At 43.3% G+C, this 20,036-nt stretch carries 19 protein-coding genes; 16 read left to right on the forward strand and 3 right to left on the reverse strand.

From position 1 onward, the window contains the following. Positions 1-30: 30 nt before the first annotated feature. The 3 genes from KI743_RS00840 to KI743_RS00850 all read left to right on the forward strand — a co-directional run bounded on the left by KI743_RS00840 (position 31) and on the right by KI743_RS00850 (position 4,011). Positions 31-1,506, forward strand: a complete 1,476-nt coding sequence (locus KI743_RS00840; RefSeq protein ID WP_285464232.1) for a glycoside hydrolase family 32 protein — start codon at positions 31-33, stop codon at positions 1,504-1,506. Further along, complete coding sequence (locus KI743_RS00845) at positions 1,506-3,440, forward strand: alpha-amylase family protein (protein ID WP_285464233.1); 1,935 nt, start codon at positions 1,506-1,508, stop codon at positions 3,438-3,440. Before KI743_RS00840 ends, KI743_RS00845 begins: the two co-directional genes overlap by 1 nt. Before the next feature lie 376 nt (positions 3,441-3,816). Next, positions 3,817-4,011 (forward strand): hypothetical protein, encoded by a 195-nt coding sequence (locus tag KI743_RS00850; protein WP_150871899.1) that lies wholly within the window; start codon positions 3,817-3,819, stop codon positions 4,009-4,011. 107 nt (positions 4,012-4,118) lie between these two features. Here the strand turns inward: KI743_RS00850 and KI743_RS00855 are convergent, their stop codons facing one another. Then, positions 4,119-4,790, reverse strand: a complete 672-nt coding sequence (locus tag KI743_RS00855; RefSeq protein ID WP_285464234.1) for a DUF1826 domain-containing protein — start codon at positions 4,788-4,790, stop codon at positions 4,119-4,121. Positions 4,791-5,058: 268 nt separating this feature from the next. On the opposite strand from KI743_RS00855, the gene KI743_RS00860 reads away from it, so the two are divergent. Then, positions 5,059-5,991, forward strand: a complete 933-nt coding sequence (locus KI743_RS00860; RefSeq protein WP_285464237.1) for a LysR family transcriptional regulator — start codon at positions 5,059-5,061, stop codon at positions 5,989-5,991. A 10-nt stretch (positions 5,992-6,001) separates the two neighbouring features. Here KI743_RS00860 and KI743_RS00865 read toward each other — a convergent pair whose 3' ends face one another. Further along, positions 6,002-6,754 (reverse strand): DeoR/GlpR family DNA-binding transcription regulator, encoded by a 753-nt coding sequence (locus KI743_RS00865; RefSeq protein WP_285464239.1) that lies wholly within the window; start codon positions 6,752-6,754, stop codon positions 6,002-6,004. 9 nt (positions 6,755-6,763) lie between these two features. Then, positions 6,764-7,468, reverse strand: coding sequence for a glycerophosphodiester phosphodiesterase family protein (locus KI743_RS00870; protein ID WP_285464274.1), 705 nt, complete (start codon positions 7,466-7,468; stop codon positions 6,764-6,766). 244 nt (positions 7,469-7,712) lie between these two features. Here KI743_RS00870 and dctP point away from each other — a divergent pair, with 244 nt between their 5' ends. The 12 genes from dctP to KI743_RS00930 all read left to right on the forward strand — a co-directional run bounded on the left by dctP (position 7,713) and on the right by KI743_RS00930 (position 20,020). Next, entirely contained in the window at positions 7,713-8,726 is a 1,014-nt protein-coding gene (dctP, locus tag KI743_RS00875) for a C4-dicarboxylate TRAP transporter substrate-binding protein (protein WP_255230967.1), read from the forward strand. Between the two features lie 102 nt (positions 8,727-8,828). Beyond that, a complete protein-coding gene (locus tag KI743_RS00880) occupies positions 8,829-9,293 on the forward strand; it encodes a TRAP transporter small permease (protein WP_285464244.1) in 465 nt (154 codons plus the stop codon). 9 nt (positions 9,294-9,302) lie between these two features. Further along, positions 9,303-10,586 (forward strand): TRAP transporter large permease, encoded by a 1,284-nt coding sequence (locus KI743_RS00885; protein WP_285464246.1) that lies wholly within the window; start codon positions 9,303-9,305, stop codon positions 10,584-10,586. A gap of 35 nt (positions 10,587-10,621) precedes the next feature. Continuing rightward, on the forward strand, positions 10,622-11,407 hold the full coding sequence (locus KI743_RS00890; RefSeq protein ID WP_285464248.1) for an HAD-IIB family hydrolase: 786 nt from the start codon (positions 10,622-10,624) through the stop codon (positions 11,405-11,407). Positions 11,408-12,168: 761 nt separating this feature from the next. Beyond that, on the forward strand, positions 12,169-13,152 hold the full coding sequence (locus tag KI743_RS00895) for an LPP20 family lipoprotein (RefSeq protein WP_285464250.1): 984 nt from the start codon (positions 12,169-12,171) through the stop codon (positions 13,150-13,152). 50 nt (positions 13,153-13,202) lie between these two features. Continuing rightward, positions 13,203-14,219: a hypothetical protein gene (locus KI743_RS00900; protein WP_285464253.1), complete on the forward strand. Its 1,017-nt coding sequence runs from the start codon at positions 13,203-13,205 to the stop codon at positions 14,217-14,219. A 3-nt stretch (positions 14,220-14,222) separates the two neighbouring features. Then, entirely contained in the window at positions 14,223-14,834 is a 612-nt protein-coding gene (locus KI743_RS00905; protein ID WP_032549349.1) for a lipoprotein, read from the forward strand. Positions 14,835-14,918: 84 nt separating this feature from the next. Beyond that, the gene (locus KI743_RS00910; protein WP_285464256.1) at positions 14,919-16,412 is read left to right on the forward strand and encodes a transglycosylase SLT domain-containing protein; all 1,494 of its coding nucleotides are present in this window, start codon (positions 14,919-14,921) and stop codon (positions 16,410-16,412) included. Between the two features lie 78 nt (positions 16,413-16,490). Continuing rightward, on the forward strand, positions 16,491-16,661 hold the full coding sequence (locus KI743_RS00915; protein WP_285464258.1) for a hypothetical protein: 171 nt from the start codon (positions 16,491-16,493) through the stop codon (positions 16,659-16,661). A 2-nt stretch (positions 16,662-16,663) separates the two neighbouring features. After that, on the forward strand, positions 16,664-17,470 hold the full coding sequence (locus tag KI743_RS00920) for an ETEC_3214 domain-containing protein (RefSeq protein WP_285464260.1): 807 nt from the start codon (positions 16,664-16,666) through the stop codon (positions 17,468-17,470). A 58-nt stretch (positions 17,471-17,528) separates the two neighbouring features. Further along, entirely contained in the window at positions 17,529-18,518 is a 990-nt protein-coding gene (locus KI743_RS00925; RefSeq protein ID WP_285464262.1) for a bifunctional oligoribonuclease/PAP phosphatase NrnA, read from the forward strand. A gap of 248 nt (positions 18,519-18,766) precedes the next feature. Next, complete coding sequence (locus KI743_RS00930; RefSeq protein ID WP_150895087.1) at positions 18,767-20,020, forward strand: D-amino acid dehydrogenase; 1,254 nt, start codon at positions 18,767-18,769, stop codon at positions 20,018-20,020. The last annotated feature ends 16 nt before the right edge of the window (positions 20,021-20,036 follow it).

Below are 20,036 nucleotides of genomic sequence, written 5' to 3' on the forward strand. Positions count from 1 at the left end.
ACATATTTTTAACAACATCGGTATCGGCTTATGAGCGAACAATATCGCCCTTCACTTCATATGACTCCTGAATCTGGCTGGATGAATGACCCCAACGGATTGGTCTACTTCAACGGCCAGTATCACCAGTTTTACCAATATTACCCTCATGACACGGTATGGGGGCCAATGCATTGGGGACACAAAACCAGTGATGACCTAATCAATTGGCAAGAGCATAGTCCAGCGCTTTACCCAGATGATTCAGGCATGTGTTTCTCTGGCAGTGCGATTGTTGATTGGAATAATACCTCTGGTTTGTTTGAAGATGACAAGCCGGGCTTATTGGCTTTCTACACCTCGTTTATCCAACCGAAAGTAACCCTTGCTGATGGCTCGGAAGTGGAAGACCCTATTCAACAACAGTCTCTAGCGTACAGCCAAGATGGCATGACTTGGATGAAGTATGCTGATGGCGCGCCGATTATCCCAGCTCGTGGCAACCCTGACTTTCGTGATCCGAAAGTGCTCTGGCATGAAGAGAGCCAAGCTTGGGTAATGGTGGTCTCGTGTGGGCAGCATATTGAGTTCTACCGCTCAACCAACCTATTAGATTGGCGTTTAGTGAGCGAGTTTGGTTATCGCCATGGTGCACACAGCAAAGGCCCTTGGGAATGTCCGGATCTGTTTGAGATGCAGGTAGAAGGCAGTGAAGAGACTCGCTGGGTGTTAGTGGTTGGTATCGGTGAAGGCGCGCATTGTGGTGGCGCAGGCACACAGTACTTCATTGGCGATTTTGATGGTGAGACCTTCACTAACCATAATCACTCAGAGACCGTTCTATGGTTAGACTTCGGTCGTGATTACTACGCCACACAATCTTTCTCTGATATTCCAACACAAGACGGTCGTCGTATCGTGAGTACTTGGATGAGTAATCATCAATACTCACTCGAACTGCCAACGCAAGCATTCCGCAGCTCTATGGCGATGCCACGTGAGTTATTCCTATTTGAAAGCAAAGCAGGTTTGAGAGTCGGGCAGCGTTTTATCAAAGAGCTTAATAAGGCGTTAAGCATTGATGCGCAAGAGATCTTACCAAGTGATGAGCAAGCGGTAAGTATTTACAGCCAACATAAGACAATGAAGTTCAGCGCGCATTGTGAGCTTGAAGCTGAGCAAACTCTGCACTTAAACCTGTATCAAGACACGCCAGCTTTCTTTGAATTTAAACGCTCGGAAAAAGGCATTGAAGTGCGCTCGGTGCGTCGCGGTCAGTTTGGCAAATCGCGCATTGATGAGTACTTCCCACACGACTACCGAATCGAGCTTCCTGTCGAGAGCAAATTCCAATTTGAGGTGTTGATTGATAAAGGCTCGGTCGAGCTCCTGATTAATGGTGGTGAGTTCAGTTTCACCAATCTTGTTTATGCCCAAAATACCGATGCTAGCGTGGTACTTAGTGTCGATAGCGGCAGCTTAAACCTAGCCAATGTCCAAGTAGCCAGTCTAATGGGAGACAAATAATGTTATCGGAACAACAAGCTCAAAAGGCATTGAACCAAGTACTGGATTCAGTTGAACTACCAAAGCTTACCAAAAAAGATGAGAAGGTATTTTTAGAACGTCTAGAGCAATACTTCCCATCGTTGATCAGTAAATTGCATGAACTTTACGGTGAACGCTACGACTTCTTCCTTCATCTACAAAAGCTGGTGGTTGTGCTCGCGAAAGCGTTCGCTGGCCGTAAGCGAAAGTGGAAGAACCTAGATGAAAAGCGATTGAAGAACCCAACTTGGTACCGAAGCGAAAAAATGCTTGGTATGGCGGTATACGTTGACCTGTTTGCAGGAGACCTGAAAAAGCTACAACAGAAGATCCCTTACCTAAAATCATTGGGTATTAATTACCTACACCTAATGCCGCTATACAAAGCGCCAGAAGGGGATAGTGACGGTGGTTATGCTGTATCGGATTACCGAAAGGTAGACCCGAAGTTAGGTACAGAGAAAGACTTAGCTCAATTGGCTGAGGCGTTGTCTAATGAGGGTATTAGTCTAGTATTGGACTTTGTATTCAATCATACGTCAGACGAACACCACTGGGCAGAGCAAGCGCGTAAGGGTAATCCTGAGTTTGAAGACTTCTATTACTTCTTCACTGGTCAGCAGGATGTCGACGACTATAACGAAACCTGTCGTGAGATTTTTCCATCCGTACGCCGTGGCAGTTTTACGTATCTAGATGATATCGAAAAGCATGTTTGGACCACCTTCAACAGCTTCCAATGGGATCTGAACTACTCCAACCCTGCGGTGTTTAATGCAATTACTGATGAGATGCTATTCCTAGCGAACATTGGCTGTGAGGGCTTACGCCTAGATGCGCTTGCGTTTATCTGGAAAGAAAAGTGGACACAGTGTGAGAGCCTACCAAAAGCACATACTCTGATTCAGTGTTTCAATACTTGTCTACAAATCGCGGCACCAGCGGTCCTGTTCAAGTCCGAGGCGATTGTTCACCCAGACGAGGTGGCACAATACATCGACAAAGATGAATGCCAGTTATCGTATAACCCATTAATGATGGCGTTGATGTGGGAGAGCCTCGCAACACGCAAAACCGAGCTCCTGACGGCTTCGCTTAAGAAGAGTTTCGAAATCTCAGGTGAGTGTTCATGGGTGAACTACATCCGTTGCCATGATGATATCGGTTGGACGTTTGATGATGCAGTTGCCGAACAGTTAGGCATCAATGGTTTCGAGCACCGTCGATTCTTGAACCAGTTCTATACCGGCAAGTTTGAAGGTTCATTCTCTCAAGGCGTGCCATTCCAAGAAAATCCAACTACGGGCGATTGTCGCGTGTGTGGTTCATTGGCATCTCTAGCGGGGTTAGAAAAAGCTATTGAAGCCGACGATTCACAAGAGATTGAGTTTGCTCTCAAACGTATTCGTCTATTAAACAGTATCAACCTCAGTATTGGTGGTATCCCGCTAATCTACCAAGGCGATGAGTTAGGGATTCTGAACGACCACGCTTATCTAGAGGATGAGTTTAAACGTGATGATACTCGTTGGGTAAACCGTCCCGCAATCACTGCTGATGCGATTAAACTTGCTGAACAATCTGGCAGTTACCAAAACCGAATCAGCCAAGATCTGAAACAGATGATAGCGCTGCGTAAGCAAACCCCAGTGTTTGGAGAGGCGAAAACAGAAATCCTTGAGACCTATCGTCCACACTTGTTTGCGTACTGCCGCAGTCATGAAAATGGTGAAAGCCTGTTGGCGATATGCAACTTTAGTGAAACGGTTCAACATATTCCGGCATCAATTTGTGATGTGTTAGGCAGTCGAGATTGTATTGATATCCTATCTGGGCAACGCATTTCTGAACCGACAATTGTAGTACCGGCCTATGAGGTGATGTGGTTGGTTAAAGGTGCTAAGTCGAGTTAGGTAAAATGGAATGTAATTGAGGGGGGAGATCATCAGTCTGAATTACATTTTGATGAAAGGCTCTGGATAAGAGGAGCTCCATTTATGTCGCTCATTACGTAACTGCGTATTTTGAGCTTTGCTTAGCAATCAAACAGATAGCCAGTTTACGTAATGGCTTCACGAAAACAGAGTATAAAAAGCCTCACAACGTAGTGAGGCTTTTTACGTTAATTTGTTATCAGTGCGTAAAATTATCTAATAAAAACTTACGTCGCGTAAATATAAATCATTGTAAAGTAATGATATTTTCTTTGTCCTCCACGGTTCCATGCACTAAGATCTAAATGTCGCCTTGCCAAAGGTTACTTTGAATCTGATAACTTAGGAGAGCCAAATGAAATATCTAATCGCACTCGCTGTTGCGCTGACTTCTTTGTCTTCTGTTGCTGAGATGCCTAAAAACACTGAACCAGTCATGGCGTGTTATTTCAATGGAAATTTGATCGGTAATATGACTCCGACACAATGCTTTTCAAAAGGGGGCGCTTTGTATCACGTACAGCGCTCTTCATCTCGAACATCCCATTAAATTTACTTTGAGGAAGTCGCCAATTTTATGTTGGTTATACTTCCTCGCTGTTCAACATATTCGACTCACGTTAAGCCCAAAAGCGACTGGACTTCAGCGTTCAACCATCAAGCAAAATCTACGGTCAACAGCAGTCTATTCTCTTGTGCAGAAACCATTGGTGAGCGATGTACTAATGCCGTTTCTTCATTACCAATCCACGCTCCGCCTTTTAATAGCGCGACGTCACCACACGACAACTGTTGAACGTTACTTTCATCTTGGTATAAGCCGGATAGGTGGTCAGGTTGTCCGTTGCTGCCATGTCCAAGCTTAGATCGATCAAGTACATGGTTAGGTAGCCATTGTGTTGCTGTACCATGGAAAGTGGTGACTAATCGGCAAGGGACTCGATCGACATGAAAGCGTGGGCACATAGCGCTGTTTAATGTTGCTAGGCGTACACCAGCATCTTTGAGATCGAATAAGCAACAGAACATATCGACTAGCTCAGCAATGTTCTGAACTAAAGCTGGAGGCAAGTCGTCGAGTGATTTTTGCAATTCTTGATAAGCACTTTCAGAAGAGACGTTCACTGATTTACTGAAATTAGGGTTATTAGTAACAAACTCTTCGATGGCTTGTGTCAGTTCCTCACTGAAAGCACGCTCCCAAACCACCATATTCAGATTGTCTTGATAGATATCTGTAAGCACTGTTGGTAATTTTCCTTTGCTGAACGAGGGTGTATTGCTCGTTTCGGTATCAGCAGCACATTGTTCAGTAGTTTCAGTGTTCATGGTGTTATCCCCAGTGTCTAAATTAGTTAACGCTATATAACATTTCACAGCATCAATAATAGTTGATACTTGAAATGTTATATCATAACAATTGCAGCAATCAAAATGCAGCGACTAAACAACGCTGGGATAACTTTTTCAGTTTGACAGTAGATAGGTGACCTCAAGCACAGATTTTCCCCTAACAACGATATGAAGAAAATTTATCGAGATCAGATAGCAACAAATATGAGAACCTTAGCAAATTGCTGTAGTACAAGGATTTATTATGCATCATTTCAATATACGCGCTTTGGAGTATCTAAATGGGTTGTCTAAGTACGGCTCACTGCGCAAGGCGGCGAAAATGCTCAACGTAGACCCGGCAGCGATGAGTCGCATGCTAGGGCAACTTGAAGCTCAGGTTGAAATGAAAGTATGGGAGCGCAATAACCGCCAATCGTATTTGACCGAGGCTGGTAATGAGTTGCTTAATCACTATCGCAACATTATACGCAGTGAAGCGGCGGTGCTTTCTCAGCTAACGAAGTTGAAAAACTTAACGGGTGGTAGTGTCAGTATCGCAATCGGAGAGGGCTTCATTACCAACTTGGTATCGAAGCCGATGGAAACCTTTATGACTCGTTACCCTGATATCAATCTGTCGATCGAAATCGCTGGGGCACTGGATGCCGTTAAGTTACTTGAAGATCAGCAGATCGATTTTGCGATTACCTATGCAGCCGCGCCCCATCCTAAGCTTCATACTCATGTAGAGCGCAGTCATCCGCTAGAGCTCATCGTCCCTAAAGGGCATCTTCTAACGTTGAAAGATGAACCGACAACATTGCAAGATCTGCAGGCTTTACCTCTCGCGCTGATCGATAACTCAACTGGTATGGGTAGGCTTGTTCATCATGCAGAGCAGGTTTCACATGTGAGTCTTTCTCCAAAGTTGCAGACCAACTCTGTGAGCGCCTTGAAAAACTTTGTATCAGCTGGGCTGGGCGTTACTTTTATGCCGAAGCTAACGGTCTTGGAAGAGGTGGAATCGGGAGAGATTGAGATAGTGCCGACTGATCTTGAGATCTTGTCTAAAGCTCGAGTGAAAGTGCAGTCACTAAAAGGTCGGGCATTGAGCCCTCAAGCGAGTACATTGCTTGATTTCTTAGTTGAAAACACCCACTTCCTTCGTAGCGATGCAAGTGGGCTGGCTCGATAATCGGCGGAAATTAAGCAGATACAGTATCGTCGATGAGCTGAACGTTTAGCTCTTCTGGGAGTTGGCGATTATTGGTATAGATACGATCAAATCTATCTAGGGGAGCGACTTTTAAGGCTGCAAAACGCCCCCATTTACTCGCGTCTGCGACTAGCCAGCATTCACGGCTGTTGTTGAGAATGGCTTTGGAAAGATCGGCCTCAACTTGTTCATGCTCCATCGCATAGTGGCTCGTTGTGATAGAGCCGCAACCGCAAATACCAATGTCTGCTTCAAAATCAGAGAAGAAGCTAACCACGCTGCTGCCTACCATGTCTTGGTGTTCACGGCGCAGTAAACCGCCTGCTAAATAGACCTCGATTTGCTCGTTAGCTTCTAAAATTCGCGCAACTTGCAGGTTATTAGTGATAACGCGTAGAGCGGGTTTTGCAAGCAGATATTGAGCGATTCGAGTCACGGTAGTGCCAATTCCCATCATTACAGTCGACCCTTCCGGTATCGCATTAGCGACCGCCATTGCGATGCCGTCTTTGACTTCGGACTCAACGCCAGTGCGAAAGCGATAACTGGTGTTGGTTAGTGCGGTCGGCAGGCTCACGCCACCATGTACACGTCTTGCTAATCCTTGTTCGCACAGTTGGTTGACATCACGTCGAATAGTTTGCGTAGTAACAGAAAACTGTTCAGCGAGATGGTCGATCTGAACATCTTGATTGGATTTAAGAGTGGCGAGTATCTGCTTTTGGCGCTGATTTAATTCCATAGTGTTTCACTAAAATTGGTTCGGCATGTCGGTAATGATGTTGTCGACACCCATCTCATAGAATCCTTTCGCTTTCGATGGCTCATTGAGTGTCCATATCTTGAGGATTATACCCGATTCTTTTATCTCATTGGCGATAGAAATATCGAGTAGCTGGTGGTCGATATGAATACTATAAAGGTCTAAGCATAGAAGTGCGTTTAAGCTGTTCTGAGACCACTTATCGCAGATAAAACCGCGTCTTACTTGAGGGTAGTGTGTTTTGCATTGAGCCAACACATCTTGGTTGAAGCTTGAAAACAACAACTTATCTAGCGGGTAATTGATACGTTCAACAGTCGCAAGCACTTCATCGGTCAGTGATTGAGTTGTGTGTTGGTTATAGACCTTTAATTCGAGGTTTAGAGTTACCCCAAGCTCCATACACTTGAGCATCGCCTCTTCCAAGGTGGGAATCGTAATTCCCTCAAATTCTTTATCAAACCAGCTGCCAGCATCTAAGGCTTGAATATCTGCGAGTGTCAGTTCGGATAATTTACCAGTGCCGTTAGTACAACGATCAACGGTTTCATCATGAATAACGACTGGGATTTTATCCGCAGTTAGCTGAGTATCAATCTCTACCCACTTGGCGCCTGCTTGGGCTGCTCGTTCAATACTTACCAATGTATTTTCTGGTGCCAAAAGTGCTGCACCGCGATGGCCTGTGATCATATCAATATCTAATGGTTCATTTGAAAGTTGAGTGAACATTATCTCTCTATTGTTACAGATTCATTACTAAGAATATGAAAATATGGCGGCCAAAGTTGCGTTTTATGGGCAAGATCATATTTCTGATAATGTTCAAATAAACATTTTTATGTTCATATGAGTGTAATAATTGAATCGCATACTCAACCAAAATTTAGCCTTCTATACTCAATTGAAGTAACACATCCAAAACAAAGGATTCAAAATGAAAAAGCTAATAGGAACGGTAATGACAGCCGCGGCGCTTCTTGTCGGTTGTGGTCAGGCAGATGAAGCAGCAACAGAAGCAAAGATTGAGCCGATTGATATCAATATGAGCTTGGTGTTCACTCAGAATGAGCTTCTAACGCAAGAACTAGTCAAAGTCACGGACAAGATTCGTGAACGCACTGATGGCTCAGTTAACATTAAAGTCTTCCCTGGTGGTCAACTGCCTGTTTATAAAGACAACTTAGAGCAAGTAGTAAACGGTGCTAACTGGATTGCTGTAGAAGATCTGACTTACCTTGGTGATTATGTTCCTGATTTTGCAGCACTTGCGGGTCCTATGTTGTACAACTCTTACGATGAATACTTGGCAATGATGGACACAGACTATGTCGCAGGCCTCAAGCAGCAAGCTGAAGAGAAGGGCATTAAGGTATTAAACGCGGACTATATGTTTGGTTTCCGTCATATGATCACCAATAAAGAGATTGTTAACTCTTCAGACATGGCGGGGATGCGTATTCGTGTACCACAAAGCCAACTGTTTATTAGTACACTCTCTGCTATGGGCGCAGCGCCGGCTTCTCTTCCTTTCCCAGAAACATACGCTGGTGTTCAGCAAGGTGTTGTTGATGGTCTAGAAGGCTCTATCTTGACTATGTACTCAACGAAGATCTACGAAGTTGCTAAGAACATGTCGCTAACTAAACACTTCCTTGGCTCTGTTGGTATCTACATTTCTCCAACGTTGTGGGATAAGTTCACGCCAGAACAGCAAGCAATTATCAACGAAGAGCTAGAAGCGGGTGTTGAATCTAATACTCAAGAACTGGTTAAGCTTGATGAAGAATACAAGCAGAAGCTAGAAGAACTGGGTGTGACCTTCAATGAAGTGAACTCTGAAGAGTTTAACCAGCTGACGGCAGACGTTTACAACCAGTTCCCTACTTGGAGCGAAGGTGTTCACGCGACCATCATGAAAGAGCTTGAGACGATTCGTGCGGCTCAATAACGAGTAGAATCCCATTTGTTAACAATAGCGACCCAATAGTTTTGGGTCGCTTGATTCCTATTTACTCGCAGCATTCATAGCGAGTAAATCTAGGAGGAACTCTTGTTTTTATTAAGAAACCTTGAAGAAATTTTAGCGTCGATTGCTATTTCAATCACAGTGCTCGTTGTGATCGTTAATGTGGTTTTACGCTATGGATTTGGCTTTGTTGTCCCTTGGAGCGAAGAGCTCTCAGTGATCTGTTTTATCTGGGCTATCTATCTGGGCATCAGCTCATGCTACAAGCACAAACTTCATATGGGAGTGGATGTGATTGTGGCCATGTTACCAACGCGTCCCAAACGCATTTTTAAACTAGGGGTCTCGGTATTCCTATTGGGCATCAACATTTTGATGTCAGTTCTTAGTTATCAGTATTTGATGCTTTCTAGCAAAGTCACGCCAGTAATGGGGATGTCTTACTTTGCTATAAATGGCGTGCTGGTACTCAGTTTTTCTTTGATGGCTATCCACACCGTTAAATTTATCGTGGACGATGTAGCTTCTTTAAAAAGTTCTAAGCAGTAGGTACTCTCGATGGAAAGCTATCTTCCAATTTTTATTCTTTTTGCTCTTTTCCTGCTGAACATTCCGATTGCGTTCTCTCTGATATCGTCCGCAATGGTCTATTTCCTATTTATCAATAATTCGATTCCCGTGACCTTGGTTATGCAGAGGTTCATCAGTTCGGCAGAGTCGTTTCCGTTACTGGCAATCCCGTTTTTCATTATGGTGGGATCGGTGATGAACTATGCGGGGATCAGTAAAAGCTTGCTCGCGTTTGCCGATTCAATGATTGGCCATAAGACGGGCGGATTAGCTCAGGTTAACGTGGCGTTGAGTACCTTGATGGGTGGTATTTCAGGGTCAGCCAATGCAGATGCCGCAATGCAGTCAAAAATCTTAGCTCCTGAGATGACCAAACGCGGCTACGACTTACCGTTTACTGCAGCTGTGACTGCAGCATCTTCAAGTATTAGTCCAGTGATTCCTCCTGGTATTAACTTGATTATTTTTGCTCTATTGGCGAACGTTTCCGTGCACCAAATGTTCATCGCGGGTTATGTACCAGCGTTTTTGATGGCTCTGTCCTTAATGGTCACCATTTGGTTTATCTCTCGTAAGCGAAACTACAAACCCTCACGATCGAAGCCAGCGACTACTAAAGAACGTCTCCATTACTTCTTTAAGGCTGTGCCCGCTCTTTTGATCCCGTTCGGCATTATTTTGGGAATGCGCTTTGGGCTCTTTACCCCAACAGAAGCTGGCGCTATTGCAGTTCTACTTTGTGTCATTATTGGTGCGTTTATCTACCGAGAACTGAGTTTCAAACACATCCCTCAAATTATGCGAGAGACGGTGCAGGGGACCAGTAGTGTGATGTTCATTATCATCGGCGCGATGGTCTTTGGTTATTACATGACACTTGAGCAGATCCCTCACAACGTTGCATCGGCTTTGATTGAGCTAACGGACAATAAGCTGATTCTGCTGTTACTGATCAACGTTTTGCTGCTGGTGGTTGGCATGTTCATTGAGGGTGGTGCAGCAATGATCATCCTGACGCCACTGCTGCTTCCTGCTGTACTGAATTTGGGTGTCAATCCGGTTCACTTCGGCATTATCGTGATTGTGAATATTATGATTGGTGGTGTCACTCCGCCATTTGGCTCTATGATGTTTACGGTCTGCTCAATATTGAAAGTTCGTATGGTCGACTTCGTTAAAGAAGTGGCTCCCCTGTTGCTAGCACTGTTAGCGGTATTAATGTTACTGACGTTCTCAGAGAGCGTGGTGATGTTCTTGCCGAATTTACTTTAACACTGTGTCGTTAATCATTATTTAGAGGTGTAAAAATGAATTCGGTTTCGAATGAATTAAATCAGAATTGGAAAAGCGTAGATTGGGTTTTAACAGATGTCGATGACACTCTGACTTGGAAAGGTGAACTGCCACCTGAAACACTGATCGCATTGAAAAAGCTTCGAGATGCGGGCAAAAAAGTGGTTGCGGTAACGGGTGCCTGCGCAGGGTGGTGCGATCATATTGCTCAACTTTGGCCTGTTGATGCGGTGCTTGGTGAGAATGGCGCTTTTATTATGGAAAAGAAAAATGGTTTCCTTACCCTTCGCTCAAGTGTGCCGTTAAGCGTGATCAGTGAGAAACAACAACTGCTCAAACAGCAAGTGTTAGCAATTTTGAACGAATACCCAGATCTTGAGTTGACGTTGGATCAATCGTACAGACTGTGTGAAGTCGCTATTGATATCGGTCAGAATCGCCCACGTGTCGATGAGAACATTATTGAAGAGGTAGTTGCAAAAATACGTACATTGGGCGCTCATGCAACTGCCAGTTCGATTCATATCAATGCATGGTACGGAGAGCATTCTAAGAAAGCGACTGCGACGGCTTTTCTAGAGGGGAAGGGCTTATCACCCGAAGAAATACTAAAACATAGTTGCTATGTTGGTGACTCTATGAACGATCAATACATGTTTGAAGCATTACCAAATAGTGTTGGGGTAGCGAACATTCAGCACTATTGGCAACGCCTTGAACACCACCCAGTCGTTGTGATGACTCAACCGGGTGGATATGGCTTTGCTGAGTTTACGGACAAGTTACTCGCGTTAAAATAATCAGACAGACATGCGCAAACTCTTCATAGGCAAAAGTGAAACTACCCTTAAGGTGGTATCTATACTTTCTGTCTATGGAGGTTGTTTTTAATAAGGATTCATTTTTTATTAGTGTTTTATTTCGCTTCTTAGTTCGATTTAAATAGAAACTGAAAATAATTTATCGTCCCACAATATCTACATCCTTTCATTACTCATCGACTGCTAGCCTGTATTTCTATTATCCATTTAATTAGGTTTTTATCTTCATTTTTATCAATATTGGTGTGAAAAGTAGTCATCTCATTCCTGTAAATCCCGCGATAGTGATTTATTAACATTATTGTGATTAACGGAATTTCATTTTTTCGAGTGCCTGTCTGGTCTCTTTAATTAGGGTAGAAACCAAAGTCTGCTGTTATTATCAAATTTGTCATTGAGATCAGCATCTCACTTTTATTGAATAAATATCACTTTTTTAGTCAAAATTATGTGTTTTTTTTGAACTAAAATTCGGTTTTTTTAAGACTTTGTTCACGTTTTTATCAATGAAAATTTAAGGGTTATTGTGTAATTTATAATTTACATCAACTGTCTCAAAATCAAGACTTTGTATTGTCTTTTTTGTTAACTAGCGGAGGTTTTGTATAAATTTGATGCGTGAAATCAATAGAAAATAAACATATTTCGCTCGAAAATGAATCGAACTATAAATTTGGTTGTTTGAATGTTTAATTTTGAGGATATAAGATTGCGACAAACTTTTTCGATATTGGTTCCAAATGTCTTCAAATAAAAAAATAGTTCGCTTTTTCATAGCGCTATTCGCGTTGCTTGTTCTTTCTGGCTGTCAATCTACAAAACCTGAATGGTATCTGAAGCCCCAAGCAGACAGTGACGAGTACATTTATGCAGTTTCTCAAGCGCGAACTCTATCTCATGCTAAAAAAATCGCTGTAAACAACATCAACGAAAAGTTATGGACTCAAGTCGAGTCGTCTTTCTACATGAGAGACACAGTTCGAGAAACTAATGGTAAGGGTTTTTCAAATAGTCTAGTTGACAACAAAGTTAATACTAAGACTGAATCCTTGACTTTGAATGGTATCGAATATGTGCAAATGGAAGAGAATGATCTTGGTGCGTTTGTCGAAGTAAGAGTGAAAAAATCACTTGTGACTCAACAGTTGATTCGCGAAATAAAAGATTTAAACCGTAAATCTCAAATCGAACTTGATGCGCTTTCTCACGAAGACAAATTACTTTGGTGGTTAGATAATCGTAGTGTTTATCAAACTGAACACGATGCTTCTGTACGTATCGCAATGCTTTCATCTCTGAAGCCTAGTTATAAATCTGACATCAGCGCAATTGAACAGCTGACTATTGCGCACCAAAAACTAAGCAGCCAAATTAATATCCGTCTCTCTTCAGATAGAGAGTCGAGAAAAGCAATTGAACTGCTGGGGAACCAGTTATCTGAGTTCAATATTGCGACCTCAACTTCAAAGAACAAAAACCAAACCCATGTGTTGAAAGTAGATTCTGAGCGTCGAAGAAACAAAGTTGGAGATGCGTATATTTCAACCTTGGTCTCTAATATCAAAATTGTAAATAAAAAATCTAAAACAGTGTCTCGTAGTGAAATTATCTCTACAGGAAACTCTGTAACTAGCTACAAATATGCCGACGAAGGGGCCGCTCGCCACTTTGATGAGCAAATAAAAGAGAAAGGGATTTGGACTGCGCTGGGCTTAATTAAATAGCGAACCTCTAGTCCTAGAAAAATAAAATGAACATATTCGGGAGAGAATATATGTTAAAGAAAACGTTAATGGCTAGTGCTGTACTTGCAACTTTGTCTGGGTGTGCGTCTATTGATACGGTGTGCACTCCCGATACTCGTGTAGATATTGAAACGGCAGAAGTGCAAATGCCTTCTTCAGAAAACAGCAAGGTGGTTGTTCTTCCCGTTGAACTTGACTTTAAAAACTCAGCATCTAAAAAGATGCAGTCTGCTATGCGTAATGCACTAGAGACTCAGGTCGACGAGACAGGAGCAAACCTTGTTGATCGTAAAATAGCCAACAAAGTAAAAGGTGAAATTAAGCTTGCTGAACAGAGTGGTCGCTTAAACACGAAAGGTGTGCCAATTGCTGATTACGCAATTATTACAGAAATCACTCATGCTGATTTAGGTACGTCATTTAGTGAACGTCGTACATACGTAAATGATGATGGTGAAACTATTGTTGTGCCGCCGTCATGTAGCTACGACTTCGACGTGGAGGCGGTTGCAAAAGTAGTCGCACTACCAAGCATGGATGTGATGAAACGTATTAACCTAAAGGGCGATCATTATGCATCTACGGAAACAAGTAACTCTCGATGCCCAATTACTGATTCAGGGTACGGCTCAATGGCTGCTAAAGCTGCTGCAGAGGCTGTAAATCACTCTACCGAACTCAACAAAATGTTAGCGGCAAGAGCTCCAGTTCTTGAGATGCGTCAGTGTGAGGCGGGCACGCAAGTACGTATTGCTATGGGTAAAAAACAGAAAATCAAGCCTAAAGCCGACATCCTATTTTCTAACGCCATGAAAAATCTAGAAGGTGAAACAGAGATTTTCCCAATTGGTGAAGGCTACGTAGTTAACAATGAAGTCAATGCGGTGACCGAGAAGTATTCTTGGGTTGTGATTGACGAAGAGCTGTCACTTAAAATTAAGAAAGGCACTATGAGCAAGGTGGATGCGTCTAGTATTCAATGTGCTTTAACAGATCTTGAATGTCATGCAAAAAATGCTGAAAAAGCAGTTACGGAAACTTTTTAATCTATGAAAAAACTACTTATTGCAACTTCACTAGTAGCAGTTCTAGCTGGCTGTCAGAGTAACAACGCGACAGTTAAGGAAGCGCAAAACTTCGCACCATGTACTTTCCCTGATGCACCTACTGTATCTGCACCGGGTTGGATTTGTGACGTGATTCCAAGCGATATCGCTGCAGCGGCAAAAGGCTACTCTAAGAAGAGTGCGGCTGGTATGAGCGTTATGCGCAAAATCGCGGTTAATGATGCTCGTGTAAACCTTGCTGCTGAGTTTGAAACTGACGTGAGCAACCTATTCCAAGCGGCTACCGAAGGTGTGACTTCTACATCAGCAGCAGAAGGTGTAACGCTAGTGACTGAAGATGTTCAAGAGACATTCGAGAACATCACTAAGACAGTCGTGAATAAAACGCTAACTAACAGCCGCGTTATCGTGAGCCAAGCTAGCCCAACGGGTGGTCTGTATGTCTTAGTCGGTATGGACCAAGCTGCATACGATGCGAATATGAACAAAGTAATCGATGAAGTTGGTGGTGAAGATTCTGCTTTATGGGATCAATTCAACAATGAGAAAGCGGCAGCGGACCTTGCTGCAGCGTTCGATGCATTGAAAAAATAACCGCGAACGGAACCGCGATTAGTATTAGTGAAAAAGGCCGCCATTTGAGTGGCCTTTTGTCTCTATACACTCTGGGAGTGAACTATGTACAAAATGATCAATAAGACTGTGTTAGCTGTCGTTATTTCGACAGCTATCAGTTCTCAGGCATTTGCTGTGTCAGAAGATCAAAAGCAGCAGCTAAACAATGCTGTTGCCAAAGCAAGCCAGTCTCAAGAAGACAAGATCAAAGAGTTTCATGCTTACGTTAATGCTTATTTGGATGAGTACGAAGCTTGGCGTGATGAATACACCAATAACCTCGATGAGCGCAGAACCGATCTAATCAAGACTTGGGGTGAGGGTGAGGTTTCATCTCAAACCAAACAGGTGGATTACTCTCAAGACGATCAAGTGAAAACTTCAGTCGATTACGAAACTAATACTGCAACCGTATCTGTATTGGTGGATGAAGATAGCAGCCCCGAAGAGATCAAAGCGCTTGTTAAAAACATTCCGGTTGAGGTTGCTGGTCAAAACGTTGAGCTAGCGGAGCTCAAAGCAGAAGATCACGCGGTGCTTTACTCTTTGGAGAAAGAGCAAGAAGAGAAAAACTTCGTTATCCAACAGACGCAAAGCCAGATGAATGAGTTGGATGTGCAAGCCGAGAGACTGATTTTATCTGATACTGGTATTCCAGATTCTTTCATTTACCAGCGTGCTCATAATAAGAAAATGGCGCTACTGGCAAAGGCTCAGGAGCGGATTGCGGCGCAAACCAAACTGTATGACGAAATGCGTGCCAAACACGGTATTGAGGTTAAACGACCAGAACCAGAAGTTGAGGTCGTAAAGCCAGTAGAAAAAGTTGAACTACCAAAAGAGGTTGCCAAGCTAGAGCCGACACCAACAGAAAAGCAGCCGCCAAAAGTTGTGGAAAAGGTCGTCGAAAAAGCGCCAGCGCCAGTAGTGGTAAAGCCTAAGCCAGTCGTTGATGTTGTGGCGGCACCGGTTAAGCCGAAAAAGGTGATCAGTTATAAAGTTAAGCTCCCTGAGAACAGCTTAAAAGCACGTGCTAGCAAGTACAGTGCGCTGGCTGAGAAAGAGAGTAAAAACTGGGAAGTTGATGCTGCACTGATTATGGCAATCATGCACTCGGAGTCGGCGTTCCGTCCAGATGCTAAATCACACGTGCCTGCGTTTGGTTTGATGCAAGTGGTACCGACCAGTGCAGGTCATGATGTTAATAAGCAAGTCCGTAATATCGATGCGCCAATGAAAGTGGCGGATCTGTATCAACCAGTTATCAACGTAGAAACAGGTACGGCTTATTTAGACATCCTAAACAGTAAGTATCTTCGTAAGATAAAGAATGACGAAAGTCGTTTGTACTGTGTCATTGCCGCATATAACACTGGTGCGGGTAATGTGGCTAGAGCGTTCAATAAAGATCGTTCCACCAGTATTGGCAAAGCGTCGAAGATTATCAATCAGCTGACGCCTCAACAAGTCTATGACCAGCTAGTGGTTAATCTGCCGTATGACGAAACCAAAAATTACTTGAAGAAAGTAAACAGTCGTATCGCTTTGTATAAGTAATAAATCAGGTAAGCAAAACAACCAAGCACATGTCATTAGCATGTACTTGGTTTACCAGTTAATGAATTGAGAGTAGCAATGTTTAAAATTTTCGCTTTAGTATTTATCGGTGTCGGTATCTATCTTGGTCTTAATTACAGCGATGAAATTGAAAGCATCATGGACACGGATGCGTTTGAGCGAGTTCAAGAGAAAGCTGAAGACGGTACAGATGTACTAATGGATAAAATCGACGAGATCAAAGGTTAAAAATGTCTGAAGAGCAAAACAAGGATATTCAAAAAGATATACAGGAAGAGTTACAAGAACTTCAAGACACTCAAGAGTCTCTGTTGGAAGAGCAGAAAAAGGGCGGTATAGCACGCACTATCGGCTTAGTGTCGGTTATTTCCATTGCTTTGGGCGGCTTTAATGACAGCTTTGATGCACTAGAAAAGATGTTCGATTTTGGTCTTTCTCAAATGACAGATATTCCATCGCATAGAAAGTTGGACAAAATCTATATTCGTTCATCTGCCGAAATCTTAGACCAAACATTTGGCGCGCCTGTTTATATTAAGCGTGCGACAACGGATGATGTGATTAAGTACTACCAGGACGACAACTTCATCCTTTCTGCGATTACTCGAGATAATGCGATCGTCGCTTATCTGGTCTTCCCAAATGAAGGCTTTGCTCCAGAAACATTAGAGCATGCAGGTGGTACTGATTTTTTTGCACAGACGTTTAGTTCTATTGAAAGTGTCAATGAGATCCGTGCATCGTTTGCAAGAACAGGTAACTACTACATTGAAGAGAATAATGGTGGCGAATTTGGCTACTTGTACTCATCGATCAGTGGTGCGAGTGAGTTTATTTCGCCGATGTCACAAGAGAACAGGAAGCTGCTTTCGGAAGTGGTAGACGCCTTAACAATGGATGAGAACGTTGTAAAAAGCGTCCAGTCTTTGCGTAACAACGCGAAACCGAATTTTTATGGATACAGCACGTTGGGTGTAGGTGCACTAGAAGAAGCGATTCTGTCTAATACCGAATACCGATTAATTCATAAGATTTAGAACTTCTTACCTTCTCTCTAGCCTCTTCGGGGGCTAGTTTTTTATGAGCAGTTTAATAATGGCAAATATTGAATTTGAAGCTTTCCTAGACAAGCTTAAAGCGAACAAAAGGGTGATTGTTCAAGCTCATGATTTCCCAGACCATGATGCGATCTCTTCGGCTTATGCCTTGGCATATCTGCTGAAAGCACAAGGTTTGAACCCATTCATTACCTTCAAAGGGCACATTGATCGAGTATCACTGCGAAATCTCATTGACTGGTTAGAGATTCCCGTGCATAAGCCAGAAGATCTACACCTAGAGCCAGATGACAAGATTATCGTTGTTGATGGTTGTATTGGTGAGAAAAACATCACTGATTTCACCGGTGAAGAGGTTGGCGTTATCGATCATCACCAAGTGGAAGCGCCAGAGTCGGTTTGGTATAGCGATATTCGTTCAAACTATGGTGCGACCGCCACTATGATGGTCGAGTATTACCAGTATTTCTCTATAAATATGCCTAAACGAGTCGCTACTGCATTATTGGTAGGTTTAAGTTTTGATACTGCCAATTTTACTCGAAGTGTAGGCGCTGCTGATCTTAAGGCGCTTGCGTATTTGCAAGCCAAAGCGGATAACGCGATCGTTAATAAGATTTGTAGAAACCAAGTTCAGTTTGAAGAGCTACAGTTGTTTAATTCTATGCTTGCCAGCATGCGTCGCGAGAAAAACGCCGCGTTTGCGGTTCTGCCTGAAGGTTGTCCAAAAAACATGTTGGGGGTTTTGGGAGATTTTCTTCTTAGTGTCGATGAACTCGATATCATTGTGCTTACCGCAAGAACCAGTGAAAAGACATTTATCTCACTGCGCTCAGAGTGCTCAGAAAACAATGTCGCTCAAATAATTCAGAAAGCGTTGAATGAAAAAGGCATTGGTTTTGGGGGAGGGCACCCGCATATGGCAGCAGGCATGATCCCGCGAAAGTTTCGCTCAGGTGAGGAGCTCGATTGTCTTTATGAGCTGATTCGTCCGAGTCTTGTTCTGGATGCCGCAAAAGCATCATAATTTACGTACTTTGCGGCCTTTATTATTGCCTTGCTAAGTTTGCTGATACCGCTGGGAACTAAGTTTCAGCGGTGTTTTTGTAATCTGCAACCGCAATTTTTCGTGGAAAAAATACACATAATCAGTGAATTAGGTGTTTATTCTATATAAATGACTTTTAGTCAACGCTGTCAATATTGTTAAGTCAACGCTCGCTTCATAAAGTGTCCCCAAGTTACGAAAATGTTGCTAAATACAGGGGCAGAGCAATGGAAGTGATTGTGATTGGTAGTGGTGTGATTGGATTAACCAGTGCTTGGTATTTGGCCAAAGAAGGGCACAAGGTAACGGTCATCGATCGTCAAGATAGCAGTGGTAAAGAGACCAGTTTTGCCAATGCAGGTCAAATCTCTTATGGCTATTCATCACCTTGGGCTGCGCCCGGTATTCCTGTTAAGGCTCTTAAATGGCTGACGCAAGAGCACGCACCGCTGAAAGTGAAACCTTCTCTATCGCCCGCTTTGATTCAGTGGGCAACTCAGATGTTGTCTAACTGCAGCCCTGCAAAGTACGCTATCAATAAATCTCGCATGTTACGCATTGCGAATTACAGCCGAGACTGTTTAACAGAGCTCCGTGAAACCGAGCACCTTGATTATGAAGGTCGCCAGCAAGGAACGCTCCAAGTGTTCCGTGATGCAAAGCAGCTAGAAGCGATTCAACAAGATATGAAGCTGCTCAAAGAGAGTGGTATTGAGCACTCTTTGTTGAATGTTGAAGAGTGTATTAAAGTTGAGCCAGGGCTTAAATCCGTTCAAGACAAGCTTGTTGGCGGCTTGTATTTACCAGGAGACGAAACGGGTGATTGCCATAAGTTCTGTATTGAATTGACTGAGAAAGCCAAAGCCCTAGGTGTTGAATTTATGTTTGATACTGAAGTGCACGCATTGAATAGAGAGGGTTCATCGCTAACGAGCATCAACACCAGCGCTGGTGAATTGAAAGCAGACGCTTTTGTTCTGGCAACGGGAAGCTACTCGACAGAGCTTTTGAAGCAGATTGATATAGATGTCCCGGTTTATCCAGTAAAAGGCTACTCGTTAACGCTACCGATTGTTAATGCAGATAAGGCTCCGACGTCTACGGTTATGGATGAGACATACAAAGTAGCAATGACACGCTTTGACGATCGCATCCGCATTGCGGGTACTGCAGAGCTGGCAGGTTTTAACTTTGACATCCCAGAGAAGCGTAAAGCGACCATCGATATGGTGATCAAAGACCTATTCCCAGAGGCGGGTGATCACGCGAAAGCGGAATACTGGACAGGGTTACGTCCGATGACCCCAGACGGTACGCCAATCATAGGTAAGACGCCTGTGGGCAACCTCTATACGAATACTGGTCACGGAACATTAGGTTGGACGATGGCATGTGGTTCAGGAAAGATTCTTGCGAGTGTGGTGAGTGGAAAAGTACCAGAAGTCGAAAGTGATGATCTGAGCGTTTCTCGATATCAGTAGAATCTTGAAGATACGA

This window comes from Vibrio sp. D420a, from assembly GCF_030248625.1.
Taxonomy (GTDB): domain Bacteria; phylum Pseudomonadota; class Gammaproteobacteria; order Enterobacterales; family Vibrionaceae; genus Vibrio; species Vibrio fortis_A.